At 72.5% G+C, this 22,648-nt stretch carries 19 protein-coding genes; 4 read left to right on the plus strand and 15 right to left on the minus strand.

Annotation, left to right across the window (positions count from 1 at the left end; all coding sequences use genetic code 11):
- Positions 1-221 precede the first annotated feature (221 nt).
- Entirely contained in the window at positions 222-1,097 is an 876-nt protein-coding gene (locus EEY80_RS06105; protein WP_126975692.1) for a type 1 periplasmic-binding domain-containing protein, read from the plus strand.
- 90 nt (positions 1,098-1,187) lie between these two features.
- Here EEY80_RS06105 and EEY80_RS06110 read toward each other — a convergent pair whose 3' ends face one another.
- From EEY80_RS06110 to EEY80_RS06140, 7 genes are all read right to left on the minus strand, one after another.
- On the minus strand, positions 1,188-2,216 hold the full coding sequence (locus tag EEY80_RS06110) for a molybdopterin-binding protein (RefSeq protein WP_126975693.1): 1,029 nt from the start codon (positions 2,214-2,216) through the stop codon (positions 1,188-1,190).
- On the minus strand, positions 2,216-3,238 hold the full coding sequence (locus tag EEY80_RS06115) for an XdhC family protein (protein ID WP_126975694.1): 1,023 nt from the start codon (positions 3,236-3,238) through the stop codon (positions 2,216-2,218). The genes EEY80_RS06110 and EEY80_RS06115 overlap by 1 nt, the downstream gene beginning before the upstream one ends.
- A gap of 169 nt (positions 3,239-3,407) precedes the next feature.
- Positions 3,408-3,929: a DUF1203 domain-containing protein gene (locus EEY80_RS06120; protein WP_126975695.1), complete on the minus strand. Its 522-nt coding sequence runs from the start codon at positions 3,927-3,929 to the stop codon at positions 3,408-3,410.
- A 90-nt stretch (positions 3,930-4,019) separates the two neighbouring features.
- A complete protein-coding gene (locus EEY80_RS06125; protein ID WP_126975696.1) occupies positions 4,020-6,251 on the minus strand; it encodes an OmpA family protein in 2,232 nt (743 codons plus the stop codon).
- A gap of 109 nt (positions 6,252-6,360) precedes the next feature.
- Positions 6,361-7,659 (minus strand): vWA domain-containing protein, encoded by a 1,299-nt coding sequence (locus EEY80_RS06130; protein ID WP_126975697.1) that lies wholly within the window; start codon positions 7,657-7,659, stop codon positions 6,361-6,363.
- Positions 7,660-7,776: 117 nt separating this feature from the next.
- A complete protein-coding gene (locus tag EEY80_RS06135) occupies positions 7,777-8,688 on the minus strand; it encodes an AAA family ATPase (RefSeq protein ID WP_126975698.1) in 912 nt (303 codons plus the stop codon).
- Positions 8,689-8,740: 52 nt separating this feature from the next.
- Complete coding sequence (locus EEY80_RS06140) at positions 8,741-9,688, minus strand: LysR substrate-binding domain-containing protein (RefSeq protein ID WP_126975699.1); 948 nt, start codon at positions 9,686-9,688, stop codon at positions 8,741-8,743.
- Positions 9,689-9,803: 115 nt separating this feature from the next.
- Between EEY80_RS06140 and EEY80_RS06145 the strand changes: the two genes are divergently transcribed.
- Positions 9,804-11,030: an acyl-CoA dehydrogenase gene (locus EEY80_RS06145; protein ID WP_205749047.1), complete on the plus strand. Its 1,227-nt coding sequence runs from the start codon at positions 9,804-9,806 to the stop codon at positions 11,028-11,030.
- A 4-nt stretch (positions 11,031-11,034) separates the two neighbouring features.
- On the opposite strand, the gene EEY80_RS06150 is transcribed toward EEY80_RS06145, so the two are convergent.
- From EEY80_RS06150 to EEY80_RS06185, 8 genes are all read right to left on the minus strand, one after another.
- Positions 11,035-11,733 carry a class I SAM-dependent methyltransferase gene (locus EEY80_RS06150; protein WP_126975701.1) on the minus strand — a complete coding sequence of 233 codons (699 nt, stop codon included), beginning with the start codon at positions 11,731-11,733 and terminating at the stop codon, positions 11,035-11,037.
- 4 nt (positions 11,734-11,737) lie between these two features.
- Entirely contained in the window at positions 11,738-12,421 is a 684-nt protein-coding gene (locus EEY80_RS06155) for an FkbM family methyltransferase (RefSeq protein ID WP_126975702.1), read from the minus strand.
- Entirely contained in the window at positions 12,421-13,233 is an 813-nt protein-coding gene (locus tag EEY80_RS06160; RefSeq protein WP_126975703.1) for a glycosyltransferase family 32 protein, read from the minus strand. Before EEY80_RS06160 ends, EEY80_RS06155 begins: the two co-directional genes overlap by 1 nt.
- A gap of 53 nt (positions 13,234-13,286) precedes the next feature.
- Complete coding sequence (locus EEY80_RS06165; protein WP_126975704.1) at positions 13,287-14,171, minus strand: GSCFA domain-containing protein; 885 nt, start codon at positions 14,169-14,171, stop codon at positions 13,287-13,289.
- 10 nt (positions 14,172-14,181) lie between these two features.
- Complete coding sequence (locus EEY80_RS06170) at positions 14,182-15,141, minus strand: hypothetical protein (protein ID WP_126975705.1); 960 nt, start codon at positions 15,139-15,141, stop codon at positions 14,182-14,184.
- Between the two features lie 132 nt (positions 15,142-15,273).
- On the minus strand, positions 15,274-17,145 hold the full coding sequence (locus EEY80_RS06175; protein WP_235829729.1) for a glycosyltransferase family 2 protein: 1,872 nt from the start codon (positions 17,143-17,145) through the stop codon (positions 15,274-15,276).
- 82 nt (positions 17,146-17,227) lie between these two features.
- Entirely contained in the window at positions 17,228-18,124 is an 897-nt protein-coding gene (locus tag EEY80_RS06180; RefSeq protein WP_126975706.1) for a hypothetical protein, read from the minus strand.
- A complete protein-coding gene (locus tag EEY80_RS06185) occupies positions 18,121-20,274 on the minus strand; it encodes a glycosyltransferase family 61 protein (protein ID WP_164738164.1) in 2,154 nt (717 codons plus the stop codon). The genes EEY80_RS06180 and EEY80_RS06185 overlap by 4 nt, the downstream gene beginning before the upstream one ends.
- Positions 20,275-20,437: 163 nt before the next feature.
- Between EEY80_RS06185 and EEY80_RS06190 the strand changes: the two genes are divergently transcribed.
- Together EEY80_RS06190 and EEY80_RS20575 are read left to right on the plus strand one after the other, a co-directional pair.
- Positions 20,438-21,496, plus strand: a complete 1,059-nt coding sequence (locus tag EEY80_RS06190; RefSeq protein ID WP_126975708.1) for a glycosyltransferase family 2 protein — start codon at positions 20,438-20,440, stop codon at positions 21,494-21,496.
- Positions 21,497-21,618: 122 nt separating this feature from the next.
- On the plus strand, positions 21,619-22,632 hold the full coding sequence (locus tag EEY80_RS20575) for a phosphoadenosine phosphosulfate reductase (protein WP_126975709.1): 1,014 nt from the start codon (positions 21,619-21,621) through the stop codon (positions 22,630-22,632).
- The last annotated feature ends 16 nt before the right edge of the window (positions 22,633-22,648 follow it).

Raw genomic sequence — 22,648 nt, forward strand, 5'->3', positions numbered from 1 at the left:
CTCCGGTCGCGTCCCCGCGCCCCGACCCGTTCCGGGCCCGTTTTGGGGCCCGGTCCGGGACCCGGTCTGGGACCCGGTCTGGGCGCCGCGATACAGGATTGCCGTTTCGCTGTCCATAAATCGCCGTATATAGCCGTCACTGCCCGGGGACGCGGGCGGCCAAAGCGGGCGGCATGGCCTTCCCCGCGGGCAGGACAGGATAACGAGGACCGGAGACTGCGATGCAGGTCGTGTTCCATCTGGGGGCGCATTCCACCGACGAGGAAAGGCTGATCCGCGGCCTCTTGCGCGCGCGCGACGACCTGACGCCGCGCGGCATCATCGTCCCCGGCCCCGGCCGCTATCGCCCCGTCCTGCGCGAGACGCTGGTCAAGCTGCGCGGCCAGCCCGCCAGCCGCGAGGTGCAGGAGGTGATCCTCGACGCGGTGATGGACGAGGACCGGGCCGAGCGGCTGATCTTCGGCCATGAATTCTTCCTCTGCATCCCGCACAAGGTGGTCAGCGACGGCGGCTTCTACCCGATGGCCGGGCGCAAGGCCGCGGCGCTGGCCGGCATCTTCCCCGAGGCGGGGACCGAGTTCTTTCTGGCGCTGCGCGATCCGGCGACGCTGGTCCCCGCGCTGCTGTCGCGGGTCGACGGGCTGGGCTATGACGGCTTCATGGGCGGGGTCGATCCGCGCGCGCTGCGATGGGCGCCGGTCGTGCGCCAGATCCGCGAGGCGGCGCCGGACTGCCCGCTGACCGTCTGGTGCAACGAGGACACGCCGCTGATCTGGCCCGAGGTGCTGCGCGCGGTCGCGGGCGTCGGGCCGGAGGTGGCCCTCGACGCCGATACCGACGTGCTGGCGACGATCATGACCGAGGACGGGATGAACCGGCTGGCCGCCTATCTGGCAAGCCATCCCCCCGCGACCGTGGCGCTGCGGCGCAAGATCGTCTCGGCCTTCCTCGACAAGTTCGCGAGGCCCGAAGAGCTGGAGATGGAGGTGGCTCTGCCCGGCTGGACCGCCGAGCTGGTGGCGGAGATCTCGGCCGGTTACGATGCCGACGTGGCCGAGATCGCGGCGATGCCGGGGGTGCGGTTCCTGTCGCCCTGATCCCGGCGCGGGATGGCGAGCCCCGGGGCGCTGCCCCGGACCCCGGGATATTTGGGTCAGCTGCAGGGGGCGGCGTCAGGGTGCCGGGGGTCAGGGTGCCGGAGGTCGCGGCGCGCGCCGGCCCTCGCGCGGCTGCGGGCGGGCGGGGCTTTCCTTCAGCAGCCCGCCCACGCCCATGGCGGCGATGTCGGCCCCCGTCACCTCCAGCCCGCAGGCCAGCCGTTCCAGCACCCAGTCGGCGCCGTTCAGCGCCGGGCTGCGGGCGCAGCCGGGCAGGCCCAGCACCGGGCGCCCGCCGAGATCGCCGAGAAACAGCAGGTTCCCCGGATCGACCGGCATGCCGAAGCGGGTGACGCGGCCCCCTGCCTGACGCACCGCGCGGGGCGCGTCATCCTCGATATCCGAAGTCGCCGAGCCGGTGAGGATCAACAGCATCTCGCCCGGCAGGCGCGCCAGCGCGGCGGCGATGGCCGGGGCGTCATGCGCGACGGTCTCGCAGCCCGCCAGCCCCATGCCGAGCGCGGCCAGCCGCGCCTCGACCGTGCGGCGGCCCTTGGCATTGAGCTTCGGGTTCTGGCCCGGCACCTCGGTCAGCAGCAGCCCGGCCGAGCCGCGCCGCACCGGCACCAGCCGCGGCCGGGCCCGCCGCGCCAGCGCCTCGGCCGCGGCGACGGCGGTTTCGGGCACGGCATAGGGCATGATCTTCATCGTCGCGACCAGCCCGCCCGCCGCCACCCGGGCGAAGGGCGCCAGCGTCGCGAGCCCGATGCCGGGATCGACCGCGTTCAGCGCATGGACGGCCTCTGCGTCGAGGGTAAACAGACCCGGCCCCGCGGCCTTCAGGTTCACCCGCCCGGTATGGGCCGGGGTGGCGGTCAGCCCCGCCGCGGCGGCATCGGGCAGCAGCGCCGCCGCCAGCCGGGCCGCCGCCGCATCCTCTGCCACATCGCCGGGATCGAGCCGCGCCACCGTCACCGCGGTTTCGCCCGCCCGGGCCAGCGCCGCCAGATCGGCCTCGGTCAGCACATGACCCTTGTCCAGCCGCAGCCCGGGCAGCGCCACCGAATGCGCCAGCACCGCGCCCTGTGCCCGGTCGAGCGGCACCGGACCGAAGCGCATCAGCCCTGCCTCAGCCGCTGCGTCACCTGCGCGAGGATCGACAGCGCGATTTCGGCCGGGGTCTTGGCGCCGATGTCGAGCCCCACCGGCCCATGGATGCGGGCGATCTGCGCCTCGGTCACGCCGGCGAGCGCGAGCCGTTCCACGCGTTTCGCATGGGTGCGGCTGGAGCCGAGGCAGCCGATATAGAAGGCGGCGGTGTCGAGCGCGGCCCGGATCGCCGGATCGTCGAGCTTCGGGTCATGGGTCAGCGTCACCACGGCGGAGCGCGCATCGGGGCGCAGCGCTGTCAGCGCCTCGTCGGGCCAGTCCTCGAGCACGGTCTCGCCCGGGAATCGCTCGGCCGAGGCGAAGGCGCCGCGCGGGTCGATCAGCACCGGGTCCCAGCCCGCCAGCCGCGCCATCGGCAACAGCGCCTGCGCGATATGCACCGCCCCCACCACCATCATCCGCAAGGGCGGGTTCTGCAGCGCGGTGAAGACCTCTGCCCCCGGTTCGCCATCGGTGCCCGAACGGTCGGCGCGAAAGCGGTCGGCGAGCGGGCCGGTCGCGCCCTCGGCCGTGACCAGCCGGGGGGTCAGCGTGTCGAAGGGCACCTGCATCGCCACCGCCCGCCGGGCGGCGCGCGCCTCGGACAGCTGCGCCAGCAGGTCGACGGGCAGGCCGCCGCGGCCCATGCCGCCCACCGGCTGCACCAGCACCCGGATCGTGCCGCCGCAGGCCAGCCCCACCGCGAAGGCATCGTCATCCGAAACGCCATAGGTCAGAAGCCGCGCCGCGCCGTCCTGCAGCGCGGCCATCGCCTCTTCGATCACCGCGCCCTCGACGCAGCCGCCCGAGACGGAGCCCATCATCGCGCCGTCGCCCGCCACCACCAGCCGGCTGCCCGCCTGCCGCGGGGCGGAACCCCAGGTCTCGACCACGGTGGCGAGCGCCGCGCCGCGCCCGGCACGGTGCCAGTCGAGCGCGAGGTCGGGAAGGTCGGCATCTGCGGGGATGGTATCGGGGGAAAGATCGGTCATGGCGGACTCCTCCGCCGCAATATGGGGTGCATGCCGCGCGGGCACAACGGGGGGATCGGGCGGCCGTCAGGACCGCGCCGCGGATGCGCCCGCGGCGCGGTCTGTGCCACGGGGAGACGTGGCCTTGCCCGGGCGAAACGGGAGGAAGCGCCCGGATGTCCCCGCTCTATCAGACAGGGTGGCGCGGGCCTTGACCCAGATCAAGCGCCGCCGCCTCGCCCGGGCGGCAGAGGCGCAGCTGATAGCAATTGTTCCGGGCAGAGCGCACATCGACGAAGGCGATGGCGGGATCTGACAACAGCGTGGCGGCCCGCGCCCGGACCTCTGCCGCCGGCACCACCCCGCCCGTGCCATAGGCGATGCGCCAGTCGGCGCGATAGCCCTTCAGCAGGTAGTCGGGGCTGGCGGTCAGGATCGGCGGCAGGCCCCTGCCCGACCATGGCGCGCAGTCATCGGCACAAAGAAAGATCGGCCCGGTCTCGGCATAGGGTTGCGGCGCGGGAAAGGGCCGCAGCGCGCAGACCAGCATCGGCGCCCCCTCGGGCACGAAGCCGAGGCAGTGGCGGCAGGGATTGCCCGGCCCGTCCGAGACATGGCGTTCGGCGGGCTGGCCGTGGGCATCGGGCCCGCCCGCGCGCAGGGCGCGGACGAGGCCGGTGGGCAGGGGCAGGATGGTAAGGGTTTCGGTCATGGCGGTCCTTCCGGCTGTCGCCCTGACGATGGGCCGCCCGCGCGTGGCGGGCGACCCGGAAGCTGCGCAAGCGGCAGCCATCGGTCCGGTTCAGTTCGAGGCGGTTTCCAGCAGGTCGGTCACCCGCCGCACGCTGACGCGGCGGTTGCGTTCCTCGGCCCCCGAGGTGTCGACGGCCAGATAGGACTCGCCATAGCCCTGCACGATCATGTTTTCCGGCGGCACGTCGAAATACTCCGTCAGCGCCAGCGCCACCGATTCCGCCCGCCGGTCCGACAGGGCGAGGTTCGACGCGGCCGAGCCCACGGCATCGGTGTGCCCCTCGATCAGGAAGATCTCGCTGGGATTCTCGTCCACATAGTCCTGGATCAGCTGGCCCAGCGAGGCCAGCGACTCGGCCTGTTCGGGCCGGATCGCGGCCGATCCGGTCTGGAAGGTGATCGCGTTCACGTCGATCACCGGCACCAGCGAGCGCACCTCGGCGATGTTGCGGACCTGGGCGAGGCTGAAGGTCCGGTTGATATCGGCCGACCGCGACAGGGCATCGCGCAGCGCCTGCTCGTCCTCGGTCAGGGACAGCCGGTCATAGCGCGGCCGCGGCAGCTGCGACACGTCCACCGGCTCGTAGCGACGGGTATCGTCGATCAGCAGGTATTCCGTGCCGTCCGGCCGGATCACGCTGCGGCGCACCACCCGCTGTTCCGGGTCGTAGACGGTGACGATGCGCGCCCCGTCCTCGCGGGTGACGATGGTCCGGGTCGAGCCGTCGCGGAAGGTTTCCGTCCGCACGTCCGAGCCGGGCTGGCGCAGCAGCACGTCGTCATCCTTGATCAGCTGATAGCTGCCATCCGGGCGCTGCACCACGACGCGGTCGCCGGAGTTCAGCTCGACCTGACGGTCGTTCGACAGCATCGAGCCGACGGCGAGCGCGCCCAGACCGAACAGCAGCACCTTCTCGCGATCCGACAGCTCTTCCTCGAAGAAGCCGTCATCATCGTCGTCGTCATCGTCGTCGTTGCTGGCGCGGTTGTTGCGGTCGCGGTTGTCGTTGCGATCCCGGTCGCGGTCCCGATCCCTGTCGCGGTCACGATCGCGGTCGCCGCGCCCGCGCTCGTTCACCGAGTTGCGGAATTCCTCGGACGAGGAGCGGGCCTGACGCTCGGTCACCTCCTCCTCGAAGACGCGCACGCCATCCGGCGCGTCGCCGTCGCCCGCGGCAAGGGCGTTCAGCGCCTCGGCCACCGGCGGTTCGCCGCTTTGCGCGTCGGGCTGGTCGGGCAGGTTCTCGGCCGCCTCGCGCAGCCGTTCCCGGGCATCCTCATCCTGCGCGAGGTCCTGCGCCCGCTCGCGCAGCGTGCCGTCGCCATCGGCGGCCTGATCGTCCTGGCGGTCCTGCAGGGCATCCCGCAGCCGGTCGCGGGCCTGACCCTCGCCGTCGCCGGCATTGTCCTCCTGCGCATCGCCCTGGCGGTTGCGGTCGCCGTCCTGCTGGTCGCCGTCCTGTTGGTCGCCGTCCTGGCGCTGGCGCAGCCGCTCTTCCAGCGTGGCGGCGTCGGGGCGCTCGCGGTCCTCGGCATCCCGCGCTTCGGCGTCCTGCGACTGCTCTGGCGCCGCATCGTCCTGTGCGGCACCGGGCGCGGCGCGGCGCTGCGCGTCATCCCGGTTGTCATCCTGTTCATCGGTCCCGCCCTGCTGTTCGGGCTGGGGGTCCTGGCGTTCGGCCTCGTCCGCCGGCGCCTCGCCGCTGTCGTCGCCGCCCTCCTGACGCTCGCGCAGCGCCTCTTCCAGCGCCGAGGCGTCGGGGCTGGTCTCTGCCGACCCGCCATCGTCCCCGCGCCCTTCGGCGCGGGGCTGGTCGTCCTGGGCCGGCTGGTCCTGCTGCGGCAGTTCCTCGGGCGCCGGGGGCGGCGTCTCGTCCGGGGCGGGCTGGTTCTCGGGCACCGGATCGGGACGGATCTCGGGCTCGGGCGCGGGAGGCGCCTCCTCGGGGGCGGGCTGCGGCGGGATCTCGGGCTCGGCCTCCTGCTGCCGCTCCTGCGGCTGCTCGGCCTGCTCCTCCTCAGCCTGCTCCTGCTGGGCCTCCTCCTGCGCACGGTTCTCGCGGCGCTGCTGCCGGCGTTCCTGCCGGGTCTGGCCCTCGCCCTGCTCTTCGGCGGCCGGCCCGCCATTGCCGCAGGGCGGGCTCGACCCGTCGGCGCAGGTTTCGCGGTTTTCCCCGTCCTGTTCCTGCGCCAAGGCGGGCAGCGGCGCCGCCAGCGTCAGGCTGGCGACGAGTGCGAGCCCGCGGGCCGAGGTGGTGGTGGTCAGTTTGCGGCGGCTCATGTGGCCTCTCCTCCAGCATCATCCATGCGGAAAGAACCGGCCCGCCGCCCCGGCTGTTCCGTCACCGGCCTGAAACATTCCGTAACATGCAGGTCAGGCGGGCAGGCCGTCAGCCCCCTGGCCGCCCCCCTGCCCGCCCCGCCGCCAGCAGCGCGGCCATCCGCGGCTTTTCCCCCGCATCGCCCGCCTCGGTCAGCGCCTGCGCCAGAGCCTGCAGCGAGGCGACGCTGTGCCCGGCGCGGAAGCTGTCGACATGCGGCAGCATCGCCGCGATCCCCGCCGCGCGGGGCGCGAAGCCATCCCATCGCAACAGCGGGTTCACCCAGACCACCCGCCGCGCCGACAGGTGCAGCCGCGTCATCGCCGCCGCCAGCCGCGCCGGGTCGCCCCGGTCCAGCCCGTCGGTGACGATCAGCACCACGGCGCCCCGCGACAGCACCCGCCGCGACCAGTCGCGGTTGAAGGCGGCCAGGCAGTCGCCGATCCGGGTGCCGCCCTGCCAGTCCTGCGCCTCGGCCCCGGCGGCGGCCAGCGCCCGGTCGACATCGCGCGCGGCCAGATGCCGGCCGATGCTGGTCAGCCGCGTGCCGAAGGTGAAGGCATGGACCCGGCCCCAGCCGGTGCCCCCCGACCCGCCGCGATGGCGGGCATTGGCGGCGGCATGCAGGAAATGCAGCACCATCCGGCTGTAGCCCGCCATCGACCCCGAGATGTCGCAGAGCGCCACCAGATCCGGCCGCCGCCGCGTCCGCGACCGCATCTTCAGCACCACCGGGTCGCCGCCGCTGCGCAGCCCGGCCCGCAGCGTGCCGCGCCAGTCCGGCACCCGGCCCGGCCCCGCCACCAGCCGCCGCGCCGGCAGCGGCCGCACCGGCATCGCCATCCGGGCAATGGCACGGCGGGCGATCTCGGCCTCGGCGGCGGACATCTGTTCGAAATCCAGGTGCCGCAGCCGTTCCTCGGCGGAAAAGCTCGCCTCGGCCTCGATCTCGATCCGCTGGCCCTCGTCCGTCTCGGGCAGGTCTGGCGCGTCCCGCGCGGCGCCGTCCACCAGCGCCTCGGCGGCGCGGCGGGCGGCGGCCTCGGCCGCGCGCTCCTCCTGTGTGCCGCGGATCTGCGGCAGCATCAGCGCCATCATCCGTTCCAGATAGCGCGGATCGCGCCAGAACAGCCGGAACACCTGATCGAAGACCGCACGTTCCTCGGGGCGCGAGACGAAGACCGCCTGCAGCGTCCAGTAGAAATCCTCGCGTTCGCCAAAGCCCGCCGCCGCCACCGCCCGCACCGCCTCGATCACCCGGCCGGGGCCGACGGGCAGCCCGGCCTTGCGCAGCGCCCGGCCGAAATGGGCGATGTTCTCGGCCAGCCGGCCCTGTTCGGGGATCGAGAGCGCGGCGAGGTCAGCCATGCCGCTGCCCCTTCTTGTCGGGACAAATATCCTCGGGGGGAGGCGCGGCACGCGCCGCGGGGGGCAGACGGCCCCCCGTCCGGCCCCCCGTCCCCGGCCGGCCGCCCGCACCCCGCATCAGGCGGGGGCGAGGCCCGCGCGGACCTCGTCCAGCAGCTTCTTGGCCGGCGCGCCCTCGATCCGGGCGATGTCGTCCTGATATTTCAGGATCGCCCCCAGCGTGTCGGCGATCACCTCGGGGCTCAGCGCCACCACATCCAGCGCCAGCAGGCATTTCGCCCAGTCGATGGTCTCGGCCACGCCCGGCTTCTTGAACAGATCCTCGCCGCGCAGCCGCTGCACGAAGGCCACCACCTCGCGGCTCAGCGCCTCGGCCGCCTCGGGGACGCGGGCGCGCAGGATCGCCATCTCGCGCGCCGCGTCGGGATAGTCCACCCAGTGATACAGGCAGCGCCGCTTCAGCGCGTCATGCACCTCGCGCGTGCGGTTCGAGGTCAGCACCACCACCGGCGGTTCCGGCGCGCGGATCGTGCCCAGTTCCGGGATCGTCACCTGAAAATCCGACAGCGCCTCCAGCAGGAAGGCCTCGAAGGGTTCGTCGGTGCGGTCGATCTCGTCGATCAGCAGCACCGGCGCGCCGCCCGGCTGCGGCCGCATCGCCTGCAGGAGCGGCCGTTCGATCAGATAGGCTTCGGAAAACAGCTCCGACCGCAGCGCCTCGCGCGAGGTGTCGCCCGCCGCCTCCGCGGTGCGGATCGCGATCATCTGCGCGGCGAAGTTCCATTCCGCCACCGCCTGCGCGGCATCCAGCCCCTCGTAGCATTGCAGCCGGATCAGCCGGCGGCCCAGCCCGGCGGCCAGCGCCTTGGCGATCTCGGTCTTGCCGGTGCCGGCCTCGCCCTCCAGAAACAGCGGCCGGCCGAGACGCAGGCCGAGGAAGGCCACCGTCGCCAGTGACCGGCCGCAGACATAGTCCTGCGCCGCCAGCATCTCCTGCACCGCGCCGATGGATGCCGGCATCCCGGTCATGGCAGCCCCCTCCTGTCCGTCCGGCGATGCTGCGCGTCTTGCAGCGCCGCGGTCAAGAGGCGTCGGCGGCCTTGCCATCGACCTCTGCGGCGGCGGATCCCGGTGCCGCGACCTCGACCATCAGCCAGTCGCGAAAGCGGCGGACGCTGTCGCGCGCGGCGCTGCGCGCCGGCCAGACCAGGGCGTAAGGCAGGGGCCCGGCCATCGTGCGGTCCGAGGCGCGCCGCAGCGCCCCGCGGCGCAGGTCGCCGGCGGCGAGGATGTCGGGCACCAGCGCCACCCCCAGACCTGCGCGCGCCGCCGCCAGCACCATCCCGAACTGCTCGAACCGCGGGCCGCGCAGCGTGGCGATCGGGTCGATTCCCGCATCCCGGAACCAGTGCAGCCACAGGTCCGGGCGGGTCGCCTGCTGCAGCAGCGGCAGCGCCACCAGCGCCGCATCCGCCAGCGGCCTGCCCCCCGGCAGCAGCGCCGGCGCCGCGACCGCGACCAGCCGTTCCTCGCAAAGCCGCAGGCTGCCGCCATCGCCCGCCGCACCCGCGGGCACGTCCGCCCGCAGGATCGCAAGATCGAGCGGCAGCGCGCCAAAATCGACCGCGTCGAGCGTCGCGGACAGGTCCACCGCCACATCCGGGGCGGCAGCGGCAAAGCGCGGCAGGCGCGGCACCAGCCATTCGGTGGCAAAGGTGGGCAGCGCCGCGATGCGCAGCACTTCGGGCCGCCCGCCGAAGGCCATCACCGTCATCGCGGCGGCGTCGAGCCCCGCCAGAATGCGCTGCGCCTCGGGCAGCAGCGCGCGGCCCGCATCCGACAGCAGGAGCCGCTGGCGCACCCGCAGGAACAGCCGCGCGCCAAGGCGTGCCTCGAGCCCCGCCAGCGCCCGGCTGACCGCACTTTGGGTCAGGCCCAGCCGGGTCGCGGCGCGGGTGGCCGATCCGGTTTCGGCGCAGGCGGCGAAGGCCTGCAATTCGGGCAGGGTCGGGGTCCAGGAGCGGCGCATTTCGGCCAAGACTATGCGCGGAAGTCATCAACTGGGGAAGGCTAATCATTTGAACGACGGGGCGCCAGGCCGTAGAACGGACCGGAACCGCAAGCGGAGACCCCAGATGACCCAGATGCAGACAGCCGCGCGCCCGGTACTCAAACCCAAGGACGCGCCCGACCTCGGCCGGTTCGACTGGGCCGATCCGCTGCGGCTGGAGGGCCAGCTGACCGAGGAAGAGCGGATGCTGCGCGACGGCGCCCGGGCCTTTGCGCAGGCGAGCCTCGCCCCCCGCGTCATCGCCGCCTATCGCGACGAGATCACCGATCCCGCGATCTTCGCCGAGATGGGCGAGGCGGGCCTGCTGGGGGTGACGATCCCCGAGGAATATGGCGGGCTCGGCGCGGGCTATGTCTCCTACGGTCTGGTCGCGCGCGAGGTGGAGCGGGTCGATTCCGGCTATCGCAGCATGATGTCGGTGCAGTCGAGCCTCGTCATGTATCCGATCTATGCCTACGGTTCCGAGGCGCAGCGGCGGAAATACCTGCCGAAACTGGCCTCGGGCGAATGGATCGGCTGTTTCGGCCTGACCGAGCCCGATGCCGGGTCGGACCCCGGCGGGATGAAGACCGTCGCGAGGAAGACCGAGGGCGGCTATGTGCTGTCCGGGTCGAAGATGTGGATCTCGAACGCGCCCATCGCCGATGTCTTCGTGGTCTGGGCGAAGTCCGAGGCGCATGGCGGCAAGATCCGCGGCTTCGTGCTGGAAAAGGGCATGAAGGGCCTCAGCGCGCCGAAGATCGGCGGCAAGCTGTCCCTGCGCGCCTCGATCACCGGCGAGGTCGTGATGGATTCGGTCGAGCTGGGCGAAGAGGCGCTGTTGCCGCATGTCGAGGGGCTGAAGGGCCCGTTCGGCTGCCTCAACCGGGCGCGCTATGGCATTTCCTGGGGCGTGCTGGGGGCCGCCGAGTTCTGCCTGCACGCCGCGCGGCAATACGGGCTGGACCGGCGGCAGTTCGGCCGGCCCTTGGCGCAGACGCAGCTCTACCAGAAGAAGCTGGCCGACATGACCACTGAGATCGCGCTCGGCCTGCAGGCCAGCCTGCAGGTGGGCCGGCTGATGGATGCGGCCGAGGCCGCGCCCGAGATGATCAGCCTGGTGAAGCGCAACAACTGCGGCAAGGCACTGGACATCGCCCGGATGGCGCGGGACATGCATGGCGGCAACGGCATTTCCGAGGAATTCCAGGTGATGCGCCACGCCGCCAATCTGGAAACGGTGAACACCTACGAGGGCACGCATGACGTCCATGCGCTGATCCTCGGCCGGGCGGTGACGGGGCTGCAGGCGTTTTTCTGAGGCCCTAGCCCGCGCCCCGCAGCGGGCGTGCCGCGAACGCCACCTGCCCCCGCGGCAGCATCCGGTCGAGCCGGGTCAGGCCCCAGCCGGTCGCGGCGGCGAGGTCGTGCACCTGCGCCGCCGTCAGGTGATAGGGCGGGCGCGCGGGATGCGTCACCACCCCGTCCGGCTGCCGGACCGGGCCGGCCGCCGCCGCCTCGGGCGCGAGGAAGACGGTGAAGAGCAGGCTTTCCAGCGCCGGAAAGCGGGTCAGTCCGGTCAGCGCGCGGGCCAGATGCGCCGCCGGCAGATGCGGGAAGACGGCGAAGGCGATGGCATGGGTGATCCGGTCCGGGATGCCGGGAAAGGCGAAGTCGGCATCCTCGACCAGTTGCGCGGGGTTCAGCCGCGCCGGATCGGCCAGTTCCGCCGCATGGCCCGCCAGCATCAGGCCCCGGTCGGCATCGGTCGCCCAGTAATGCCCGGGGTCGAGATAGGGCACCGCCTTGCAGCCGAGCCTGAGCGCCCCCGCCCCGATATCGAGCAGGTGGTGATGCGGCCGCAGTCCCGCCTCAACCAGCAGGTCCATCTGCGCGCGCCCCGTCTCGTCCCACCGGCCGCCGACGATGGCGCGGTGGCGGCCGCCGGCAATGGCGCTGTCATAGAAGCCGGGGGCGAGATAGGGCGAGGTCAGCCCCTGCCCCCTGGTGGGCCGGTCGGGCATCGGCTCAGATCCAGTCCAGCCGGTGCCGGGCCGCATCGGGCCCCGCGGCGAAACGCGCCTTCAGCGCCGCATAGCGCGGGCGCAGGTGGCGGAACTTGCGCTCATGCGTCTCAGCCACCAGGCAGCGGACCCGCGCGAGGCCGCCCTGCGCCTCCAGCGCCTCCAGCAGGTCCAGTTCCGCGCCCTCGATATCCATCTTGACGAAGGCCACCTCGCCGCGCGCCGCCACCTGCCGGGCCAGCCAGTCGGGGAAGTCCACCACCCGCACCTCGACCGCGTTCGCGACGTCGATCTGCCGCCCGCCCTCGAGGATCGTGCTCTTGACCGAGGCGCCGCCGGGCCGGGCGTCGAACCCGTCCGCCCGCATCAGCCGCGCGGTCCCGGCACCGGTTCCCACCGCCGCCTCGACCAGCGTCACGTTGGGCCGGCCGGCAAAGCGCGCGGCCAGCCGGACGAAGGTCTGCGGGTCGGGTTCGAAGGCCACCACATCGGCGCCGGTCGCGGCCAGCACCGCCGTCACCTCGCCTACATTGGCGCCGCAATCGACCGCCAGATCGCCCGGCCGCAGCATCGCCGCCACCCCGGCCAGAAAGCCCTCGGCCCGCGCCTTGCGCAGGTTGCGGGCATGGCGGCGCAGGATCTTGGCCGCGCGCCGCTCGTCCGGGCTGTCCGCGGCGGCGGCGTCCATCACTCCTCCAGCGCCGCCGCCGGGTCGATCCCCACCTGTTCGCACATCCGCGCCGCATAGCTGCCGGGCAGCGGCGGGTTCTTGCGCCAGTAGGGCTTGGTCCCGTTAGTATAGAGGTGGACCGACAGGGTGCGGTCGGTGAAATGCCCCTCGACCCGGCCATGCGGGTCGTAGAACACGTCGTTCAGCTGGAAGGGCACCGGATACAGCACCTCGCGCGGGCTCGCCTGATCGAAGACGCCCACCTTCTTGGCGAAATGGGTGAAGGCCTGCGGGCCGAAGGCCGTGCGCTCGACCTCGTAGATGCGGACGGCGCGGGGGATGGCGGGGTCCAGCGCGTCCATCTTCTTGCGGAACCGCTTGGGCCACCATTCGGGATAATCCGGCAGGTTGTCGTAATAGTCGAGCAGCGCCTCCATCAGCGCGCAGTCCTGCGGCATGCCGACGACGCCGCAATTCAGCGCGCCCGCCATCCCGTGTTCGCCGAAGACATAGTCCATCTCCTCGGGGAAGGGCCGGTGGCAGAAGGCGTCGCAATCGATCCAGATCGCGCCGGTCTTGCGGATCATCCTGTAGCGGAAGACGTTGGACAGGAACGAGGCCGAGGTGGTCTTCACCACGGCCATGTCGATATCCATGATCTCCGATGCAGGCCGTATTTCAACGCCTTCCGGGGCGTTCTTCACCTGATCCGTGACATAGAGCGTCGTGGGGTGCCCCTGATCCAGATGCGATTTCAGGCAGAGCTGGTTGAGGTAATGCAGCCTCTCGCCGATCCAGAGCGAGGCGACGGGGCGTCGGGTCAGGGTCATCGGGGTCTCCGGGGTCTCGGTCAAGGTCTCGGGCAGGATGTCGGGCGGGCGTCTCAGGCGGCGGGGCGCGCGGCCTCCTCGGCGGCGAAGAACCGGCCCATCACCTCTGCCACGCCTTCGGGCCGGACGGAACGGGCATTCGGCGCGTAGAAGCGTCCGGCGGCGGCGGGATCTGTCACGATCTCCCATGCCGGGAAATAGTCGGTGGCGGGATCGGCCGCGACGATCTCGGCCGCGGCGGCGCGCAGGATCGCCTTCGACCGGCCGGTGGCGACGAGGACATGGTCGCCGCTGGCCGTCGCGGTCAGCGGCACCGGGCTGACGGTCAGCAGCCAGCGCAGCCCGGGGTTGACCTGCCGCGACAGGGCGATCGCCCGGCGCAGAGCCGCCGCCACCTGCGCCGCGTCTTGGTTGACGAAGCGATGCCGGCGCGGGCGGAAACGGCCGGCGAGCGTACCGGGGCAGACGGCATATTCGATGCCGCTGTCGCGGAACTGCCAGCTTTCGGTCAGGCCCAGGGTGAAGACCAGCACATCCGCCGATGCCAGCCCGTCGCGCATCCGCGCCAGCAGCCCGGCCCGGGCGGCCAGCATCGAGGCGCAGTCCGGAAAGGCGCCCACGGCGGGGCGGAACGGATCGACCCAGCCCGCCGCCTCCTCCCAGGCGAAATCCGGGGGCCGGCTGTCGCCCGTGGCCCAGGACAACCACTGCGCCAGCAGGTTGGCGGTGTAGATATTGCCGGTGCGGAAGCTGAAGCTGCCGTAGTGGCCGGCGGCGCGGGCGGCGTCGTCCAGCCCGGGCGGGGCGGGATCGGTCTCCACCCAGCCCCAGCCCCGCGCGGACAGGGCCCGGCCGATATGCTGGGCAAAGCAGGAGCCCGCCGTCAGCACGCGATCCTCGGGCCCGATCGGCCAGCGGGGCTGCCAGTCGGACTGCATCGTCAGGCGGTCATTCGGCGGCCAGACCCTGCGGCGCCCCGGCGCGGTGCCCCCGCGCCGCCGCCGCCTCGGTCAGCGCCCGCCGCCAGGCCCGCACCTCGCGCCGCCGCCGCATCGCCCGACGGAAGCCGGGGCCGAGCCGCCCGGTCTCGGCGAAGGTGGCCAGCGTCTGTTCCAGCGCCCCGGCGCGGGCGATCAGCAGCACCGACTGATGCCCGGCATGGCCCAGCCGTTCCAGCGCCAGCGGCCCGCCCGCCAGCCGTTCGGCATGGCGGCGATCCTCGGGCACGAAGGGATCGTAGACCACCGCACCGCCGGCGATCCGGGGCAGCGCCCCGGCCGCGTCGCGCAGCGGTCCCCGCCCCCAGTCCTGCCCGGCCCGCGCCTCGGCGAAGCGGCCGTCCCAGGGCACCAGCGCCGGGTCCATCGTGCTTTGCGGGCTGAAGGCCAGCACCCGCGCCCCCGGGATCAGCGGGGCGAGCGCGACGGCGGCGAACCCGCCCATCGACACGCCGGTCAGCACCACCCGGTCGAAGCCCGCGAAGAAGCCCGCGGCGGCGAGGTCGGACAGAAGCCCCGGCACCGTGTCCTGCCGATACCAGTCGCGCGCGAAACTTTGCGCCCCCAGCATCGAATAGCCGAGCGCGGCCAGCGGCCGCTGCAGCCAGGGCGCGCGCGGCCAGGGCTGGTCGAGCGACGAGAGATTGTCGAAGGTGACGAACAGCGTGGGTGCGCGGCGTTCGAACCACAGCGCCCCCTGCGCCCCTGACATCAGGAACCGGTCGGCCGTCAGCGCGCGGGTCAGCGGCAGCACCGGCGGCAGGTCGGGCATGCCCCGCGCGGCGACCGGGGCCGGGGCGCGCGCGGGCGTGGCGGGCAGCATCAGCGCCCGTCCCACCGCCGCGCCCTGCCCTTCCCGCGCCGGGAAGCGACCGGTTCCGGCCAAGCCCTCGTTCACGCCCGTTGCCATCAGGCCCCTACCAGTTCCCGCGCCTCCGCATCGGGAATCGGGTCCGGCATGCTGCCGCACCCGTGCCGGAACCCAGCATAGACGCTGAGCCCCATCAGGCCAACAATTGAACGCCGCACCGCCGCATCGGCCTCAATCGGCCGGGGTAACCGGCGACAATTCCACCCCGATGGCGATATTGGCGTCGAATCCGAAACCGGGCGCATAGCCCCGCGCCGCCAGCGCCGCGAGGGCCGGGGCCAGCGCCTCGCCCCCCTGTTCCAGCACCCGCCCCCACAGGAAGACGATGCGCGGCAGCGGCGCGGGCAGCCGCGCCACCAGCGCCGCAATGTCCGCCCCCGTCAGCCGCGGATCGGCCAGCGCGAGGATGTCGGGCCGCTGGTCCGCCACCAGCCCCGCCAAGCGGTCGGGCGTGGCCTCCTCCAGCGGGTCCAGCAGGCGCAGATCCGCCCGCCCGGTCAGGCCGTTGCGCGCCAGCACCCGGCCGATGGTCGTCCGCAGCGCGGGCTCGTCCTCGGCCAGCGCGATCTGCAGCCCGCCCCGCGCCCGCATCAGATGCGCGGCCAGAAAGCCGCTGGCGGCGCCGATCTCCAGCATCCGGCCCTCGCGCGGCAGGATCGCCGGCAGCCGCCGCGCCAGCGCCCGCTCGAACCGGCCCGCCTCGACCAGCGCCAGACCCGGGGGGGTGAAGATCCGCGGATCGGCGGGCAGATCGACGGTATGGTTGGCGATCCAGCGGTCGGGTTCGACATCGACCGGCGGCAGCGGCGCGGCGGCGATCAGCCCGGTCGGCACGATCGGCGCGGCGGCCTCTTTCGGGGCGGCCTTGCGCTCGGCCCTGGACTTGGCGTTGCGGCGGCTTTCGACCTCGGACATCAGCGCCGCGATCTTGTCCTTGTCGCGGGGCTGCGGCGGCTTGGCGGTGATCTGGCTGATCGGGATCTCGCTCGCCGCCGCCAGCTTCTCGCGCAGTTCGCGATAGGCGTCGGTGCGGCGGATCTCCTCCAGCCGCGCCTCGACCCGGTCCAGCGCCGCGTGATGCAGCCGGTGCAGCACCGGGTCCGACAGCAGCGCGGCGATCACCGCATCGCGGCGGGCAGAATAGCGCAGCATCGTGTCGTCGCGCACCTCGTTGCGATCCTGCAGCGCCCAGTAATCGGAATTGTACTTGTCGGCCTTGTTGTTGACATTGCCGCGCAGCCGGCGGATCGCGTAGCTTTCCACCGATTTCACCGCATAGTGGTTCAGCTGCACCCAGTCATAGCCGACGGTGCGGTTGATCGACCGCCAGCCGCGGAACTTGAAATAGTCCTCCATCTCCTTCCCCGAGCCGTTCAGCCAGTGCACCCGGTCGGGAAAGTCGGTGTCGATCACCTTGTTCTTCATCTTCGGGCGGTGGATGCCCAGCTTCCAGCAGTCGGGGTCGAAGCGGAACAGGGTCTTCACGCCCCAGCCCTTGTTCCAGCTTTGCGGCGCGGCCATCAGGTACTGTTCGGTGACCGGCGCGCGCGACCAGTCGATGACCCCGCCCGAACCGAAGATGCGCCATGTCACCACGATGCCGTTGGCGCCGCGATCCTCGGCCGCCGCGATCAGCCCGTCCAGCGTGCCGTCGCCATGGCGGATCGACAGGAATTCGTCGGCGTCGAAGACCATCACCCAGTCGGACTGGCCGACGACCGGTTCCTCCTGCGCGTAGTTCAGCGCCGAGGGCTGGGGGCGCAGGCCCTGGGGGATGCGGTTTTCGCGGTGATGGCAGAGGCCCAGCTCCTCGAGCCGGATCAGCATGTCATCGGTGCCGTCGGAACAGTCGTTGGTGTAGACCACGAGGTCGGTGAAGCCGATGGCAAGGTGATGGGCTACCCATTCGATGACGAAGGGACCTTCGTCCTTCATCATCGACACCGCCGTCACCTGCCCGTGCGGGCTCTGGTGGCGCTTGAACGCGAAGGGGACGCTGCCCCAGCGGGGGCCGGCGCCGCGCGGGGGGGTGGGGGTGGTCACGGACGCGGCCCCCGGCTGGCGCAGAGCATCCGACAGAGGACCGCGCCCGACCGGGGCGGGTGCGGGAAGGGCATCGTGATCCTCACGCCCCCACCCCCGCGCCGCGCTTCGACATCTGCGAGATGCGCCTGACCCCCGCCTGCCGTTCCAGCATGTCCTTGGCCGCGCGCGACAGCCCGGTTTCGCGCAGGATGTCCCATTGCCGGTAGTGGACGGTGAAGATCTCGCGCCCCTCGGGCAGGTCCTCGCCGCGCATCCGGCCGCCGAGGATGTAATGCTGCTCCTCGGGCAGCAGGTGCCAGTCGAGCCCGGCCTTGCGGATCGCCAGCGGCAGGCTGATCTGGTCCAGATAGGGGCGCTTCTTCGGCACCTCGGGATCGGCGTCGATCTTCTGCGCGAGGTCCATCCAGACCTGCGGGAAGCTCTGCCCTTCGGCCGTGCGATGCCGTTCGGGAAAGCAGAACAGGCCGGAGCTGAAATAGGGCAGCTGCGGCCGGCCCTTGCGCTGGCGCATCAGCATCAGCCGCTGGTCGGGCTTCTCCATCCCGCAGGTGGAATAGACCCGGTCCCACATCGCCTGCGGTGCCCAGTTGAGCGAGGCGGCGGGCGTCAGCGCCACGGCGCCGGGGGCGATCAGGTTTTCCACCCGGTTCGGGCGCAGGCACAGCACGTCCGAATCCATGAAGCAGGAATAGTCGGTGTCACGCGGCTCCAGCGTCGCCAGCAGCTTGTTGCCATGCGGATAGGCCGGGTCGAAGCGGCCCTCGGTCGCGAAGGGCCGGATGTCGCAGCCGAGCCGATCCAGCACCGCCCGGCAATCGGTATCCACCTCACCGATCTTGCCCGCCGGGCAATAGCCGACCAGCGCCACCGCCGACCCGAACTGTTCGCGCAGCGAGGCGGCGAGGTAGCAGGCGAGCTTCTGGTATTCCGGCGGCTCGACGATGAAGAAGACCGTCAGGCGGGGGATGTCGGTCATGGGTCCTCGTCCAGATGGCGTTCGCCGGGCTTCAGCGCCCGCATCGGCTGGCCCCGGCGCTCGCCGAACTCGGCCAGCATCTCGGCGATGGCGGCGGCCTCCGGCAGGTCGGGCACGAAGCCGGGCGGCAGATGGCCGAGCGCCGCCAGCCGGTCGAAGAGGCGGACGAAATCCACCTCGCCCACCGAGCGGAAATCGACGCGGGTCGCCTCCTCCGCCACCCAGTCCCGGCGGATCGCGTCGATCACCCGGGGCGTCACCCCGGCGAAGCTGCGGAACTGCAGGTCGTAATCGGCGACATTGGCCTTCGACCGGCGCAGGATCATCGTCACCTGCGCCTCCGGCGCCAGCACATAGGCGGCAAGGTGGAAGGCCGACCCGTCCAGCCCCACGATCTGCCGCGCCGCCTTGTAGCGGGCGATCTGGGTGGCCAGCGGATGCCGTTCGGGGTGGAAGATCTCGAAGCCGGCGCGCGCGAGGTTCTCCTCGATCACCGTCTCGCCGAGGATGCCGCCCCGCTGCGCGTTCAGCCGCGCGCGCGAGATGTAAAGCCGCTCGCCTCCTTCCGCCGGCACCGCCGCCGACAGCCGCTCGCGGAAGACGGCGCGATAGGCGGGCGAGCCGGCATAGCGCTCCTTCCAGCCGAAGCCCAGCTCCGGCACGAACAGCCGTTCCACCCGCAGCGCCCCGGCATGGGTGCGGACGGGCATGTCGATGCCCATCAGCCGGAAGAACTCCTGATGCCCCTCGATCGCGCGTTCGATGGCCCGCGCGTCGCCGCGATAGGGCAGGTAGAGGATGCTGTCGGGCCGCACCGGCAGATGCGGCAGCGCCCACAGGCGGGCGGTCGATTCCACCAGGAAATGCCCGAAATGCCCGCGGAAATGCCCGGCGAACAGATGCGTGCCCGGCAGGTCGGTCACCGGCTCGCCCGGCGAAAGCCGCGGCGCGGGCGTGGATTTCGCGGCGCGGATCCAGGCCTCGGACAGGGCGCACCATTGCCCGTCGGCCTGCAGCACGCCCGAGGCCAGCTTTTCGTCATGGTCGCGTTCCGGCACCACCAGCGCGCCCGGAAGGTCGAGGATCAGCCCGGCGAAGGGCGGCTGCGGGTCGCCGGCCGTCACCCGGATCTCGCCGCCCTGCCCCGGCGCAGCCGCGGCGCGTTCGGCCAGGCGGCGGCTGGCGCGGCGCAGGAAGGGGCTGTCGCCCTCGCGCGCCCGCAGCGCGGCGATGGCCCCGGGCAGCAACCCGGCATGGCCCCGCCGTTCCGCCTCGGCAAAGGCCGCGCGGCGCCAGGACAGGTCGGCGCGGCGGGCATCGCGGAAGGCGCGGGCGAAGGCCGCGGGATCGAACCGCCCCGCCGCCACATCCTCGATCAGCGGGTCGAGCAGGCCCAGACCCTTCAGGTTGCGGATCGCGCGGTGACCCAGATGCGGCACCCGGATCTCGGTCAGGCCCGGCCCCGCCATCCGCCGCAGATGCGCATGATCCTCGGGCACGAAGGGATCGAAGACCACCGTCGCCCGCAGGCCGCCCGCCATCGCCTCGGCCGCGTCGAGGAAGTCCGGGCTGTCCCAGTCCCAGGTCTTCTGCGCATAGCGATAGCGCTTGTCGAACCGCGCCCGCTTCTTCGCCAACGTCGATTGCGGGCTGAAGGCCAGCGCCTCGGCCCCCGGCACCAGCGGCGCATGGACCAGCGCCGCGAAACCGCCCATCGAGGCGCCGATGAAGGTGATCCGCCGGAAGCCCGCGAAGAGGCCCGCGTCGCGCAGCGCCCCGATCAGCCGGGGCGTGTCGGCATTGCGGTACCAGTCCTTGCGGCTGGCGATCAGCCCGAGGATCGACACCCCCGCCTTCGCCGCCCGCGCCTGCAGCCAGGGCTGCGGCGGATCGTAGGCGCCGACCGAGCCGAGATTGTCGAAGGTCACCCACAGCGCGTCGGACCGGCGGTGGAACTGCGCCTCGACCAGCCCCAAGGGCAGCCGGAAATCGCCCTGCGCCACGGCGGCCGTGGCATCGGCGGCCAGGGGCGGCGGCAGGGGCAGCCGTCGTTCCGCCGCCGCGCCGCGGCCATCGGCGGGGGCACGAAGGGCAAGGCGCGCTGCGGCGATGGATCGCTGATGCAACACGTCGAACACCCCTGAGAACACCCTGACCGTCCCGTCCCCGCGGCCCGGCGCGGGCCTGGCCGAACCCTATACCGCAGCCCGGCCCAAGGAAAGGCCGCGCGCGGCGGCGGCCGGGGCTACCACGGCCGCTTTCACCCGGCGCGGCCCGGCCCTAGGATGGCCCACAGCACGAGCGGGGGACGGAATGGACAGGCTGGCGATCCTGACGGTGAAGGACGAGGGCGCCTTCCTGCTGGAATGGGTGGCCTTTCACCGCAGCGCGGGCTTCACGGCGATTCTCGGCTTTTCCAACGATTGCAGCGACGGCACCGATGCGATGCTGGACCGGCTGGCGGAGATGGGGCTGGCGATCCATGAACGGCAGGCCGGACCCTTCGCCAAGGGGCCGCAATGGACGGCGCTGAACGCCGCCGAACGGCACCCGGCGCTGGCTGCGGCGGATTGGGCGATGCCGATCGACATCGACGAGTTCCTGAACATCCATGCGGGGGACGGCACGCTCGACGCGCTCTTCGCCGCCGATCCGCGGGCCACGGCCTTCGCCCTGCCCTGGCGGCTGTTCGGCAATGGCGGGGTGACGGGGTTCGAGGACCGGCCGGTGACGGCGCAGTTCCTGCGCGCCGCGCCGCCCGGCATGGCCTGGCCCTGGCGGGCGGCGATGGTCAAGACCCTGTTCCGCAACGATGGCAGCTATGCCCGGCTCGGCGTCCACCGCCCCCGCCAGCCCCGCCCCGATGCCCTGCCCCGCCAGCGCTGGATCGCGGGCTCCGGCCGGACCCTGCCGCCGCGCTTCGCGCAGACCGGCCTCTTCGTGCCGCCCGCGCCCGACATGTACGGGCTCGCGCAGATCAACCACTACGCGCTCGGCGCGATGGAAAGCTATGTGGTCAAGGCCGCGCGGGGCCGCGCCAACCGCGAGGCGGCCGCCCATGACATGTCCTACTGGGTGGAGCGGAATTTCGATACCGAGGAGGATCGCAGCATCCTGCCCGCCGCCGCCCGGGCCGCGCCGCTGCTGGACGAGCTGCTGGCAGACCGGGTGCTGGGGCCGCTGCACCGGGCGGCGGTGGCCTGGCGGCGCCAGCGCTTTGCCGCGCTGATGGCCGAGGAGCCGTGGCGGGCGCTGTTCGGCCGGCTGCTGCTGGCCCCGGCCAGCCGGCCGCTGCCGCCCGAGCGGATGGCGCTGCTGCTGGCCCATGCACGCCGCGCTGCGGAAACAGTGGCCCCCGATGCCGCGGATTAGCCGGTTCCGCCCCACCCACTCCTTGCAAATGACATGATTTTGCCCGGATCGGCCCCTTGATCCGCCGCGTTGGTGAGGCGAACGTGAACCCGGGCGGCGGCCCGCAGCAGAAGGAGCCCGGGATGGCCGAGAACCACGCCCTCGATGTGGTGGATCAGGACGATCTCGACACGCTGGAGGCGCTCGAGGCGCTTGGCGAAGAGCAGGGCTATTTCGAATCGCTGGGGCCGCGCCATGCCGCCGTCTTCGCCGAGGACGGCCCGGTGCTGATCGTCACCTTCGAAAGCCTCGCCGCCATCCGCGCCCGGCCCGGGCACCGGCCGCTGGGGCTCGACATCGCCGAGGCGAAGGGCTGGTCCTGCCTGTGCCTGATCGCCGTGCGCGAGGGCTGGTATCGCGATCCGGCGGTCTATGGCTTCTTCGACCGGCAGGCGGACGACGCCTTCTTCGAGGATTTCGACCGGGTGGTGTTCTGGGGCGCGGGCCGGGGCGGCTATGCGGCGGGCGCCTTCTCCGTCACCGCGCCGGGGGCGACGGTGGTGATGGCCGCGCCGCAGGCGACGCTCGACCCGCGGGTGGCCGGCTGGGACGAGCGGTTCCGCGGCGAGCGGCGGCAGGCCTTTACCGACCGCTATGGCTTTGCCCCCGAAATGGTCGAGGGCGCGGGGCCGGTCTTCGTGCTGTACGACCCGCGCGAGCGCGAGGATGCGATGCATGCGGCGCTGTTCGCCCGCAACTTCACCACGCTCCTGCCCTGCCGCGGGATCGGCCCCGACCCGGCCGCCGCACTGGCCGAGATGGAGGTTCTGGGGCCGGTGCTGGTGGCCGCGGGCGAAGGGCGGCTGACCCCGGCGCTGTTCTGGCGGCTTTACCGGGCGCGGCGGCGCTACATGCCCTATCTGCGCCGTCTGGGGCAGCGGCTGGAGACCGACAGGCGGATGCGGCTGGTCGGGCTGCTCTACCGCGCGGCGTTCCGCACCACCGGGTCGCGCCGGTTCCGCCGCTGGTCGCAGCAGATCGCCGAGGATCTGGCCGATCGCGGCCAGCCGCTGCCCGATGTGCCGGACTCGGTGACGGCAAGCGATGCGGCAGCGGACGCGGCCGAGGATGCGGGCACCGCGCGGCAGGCCGGCTGACGCACGGCCCCCCGCG

Source organism: Frigidibacter oleivorans, from assembly GCF_003993775.1.
GTDB classification, from domain to species: Bacteria; Pseudomonadota; Alphaproteobacteria; order Rhodobacterales; family Rhodobacteraceae; genus Frigidibacter; species Frigidibacter oleivorans.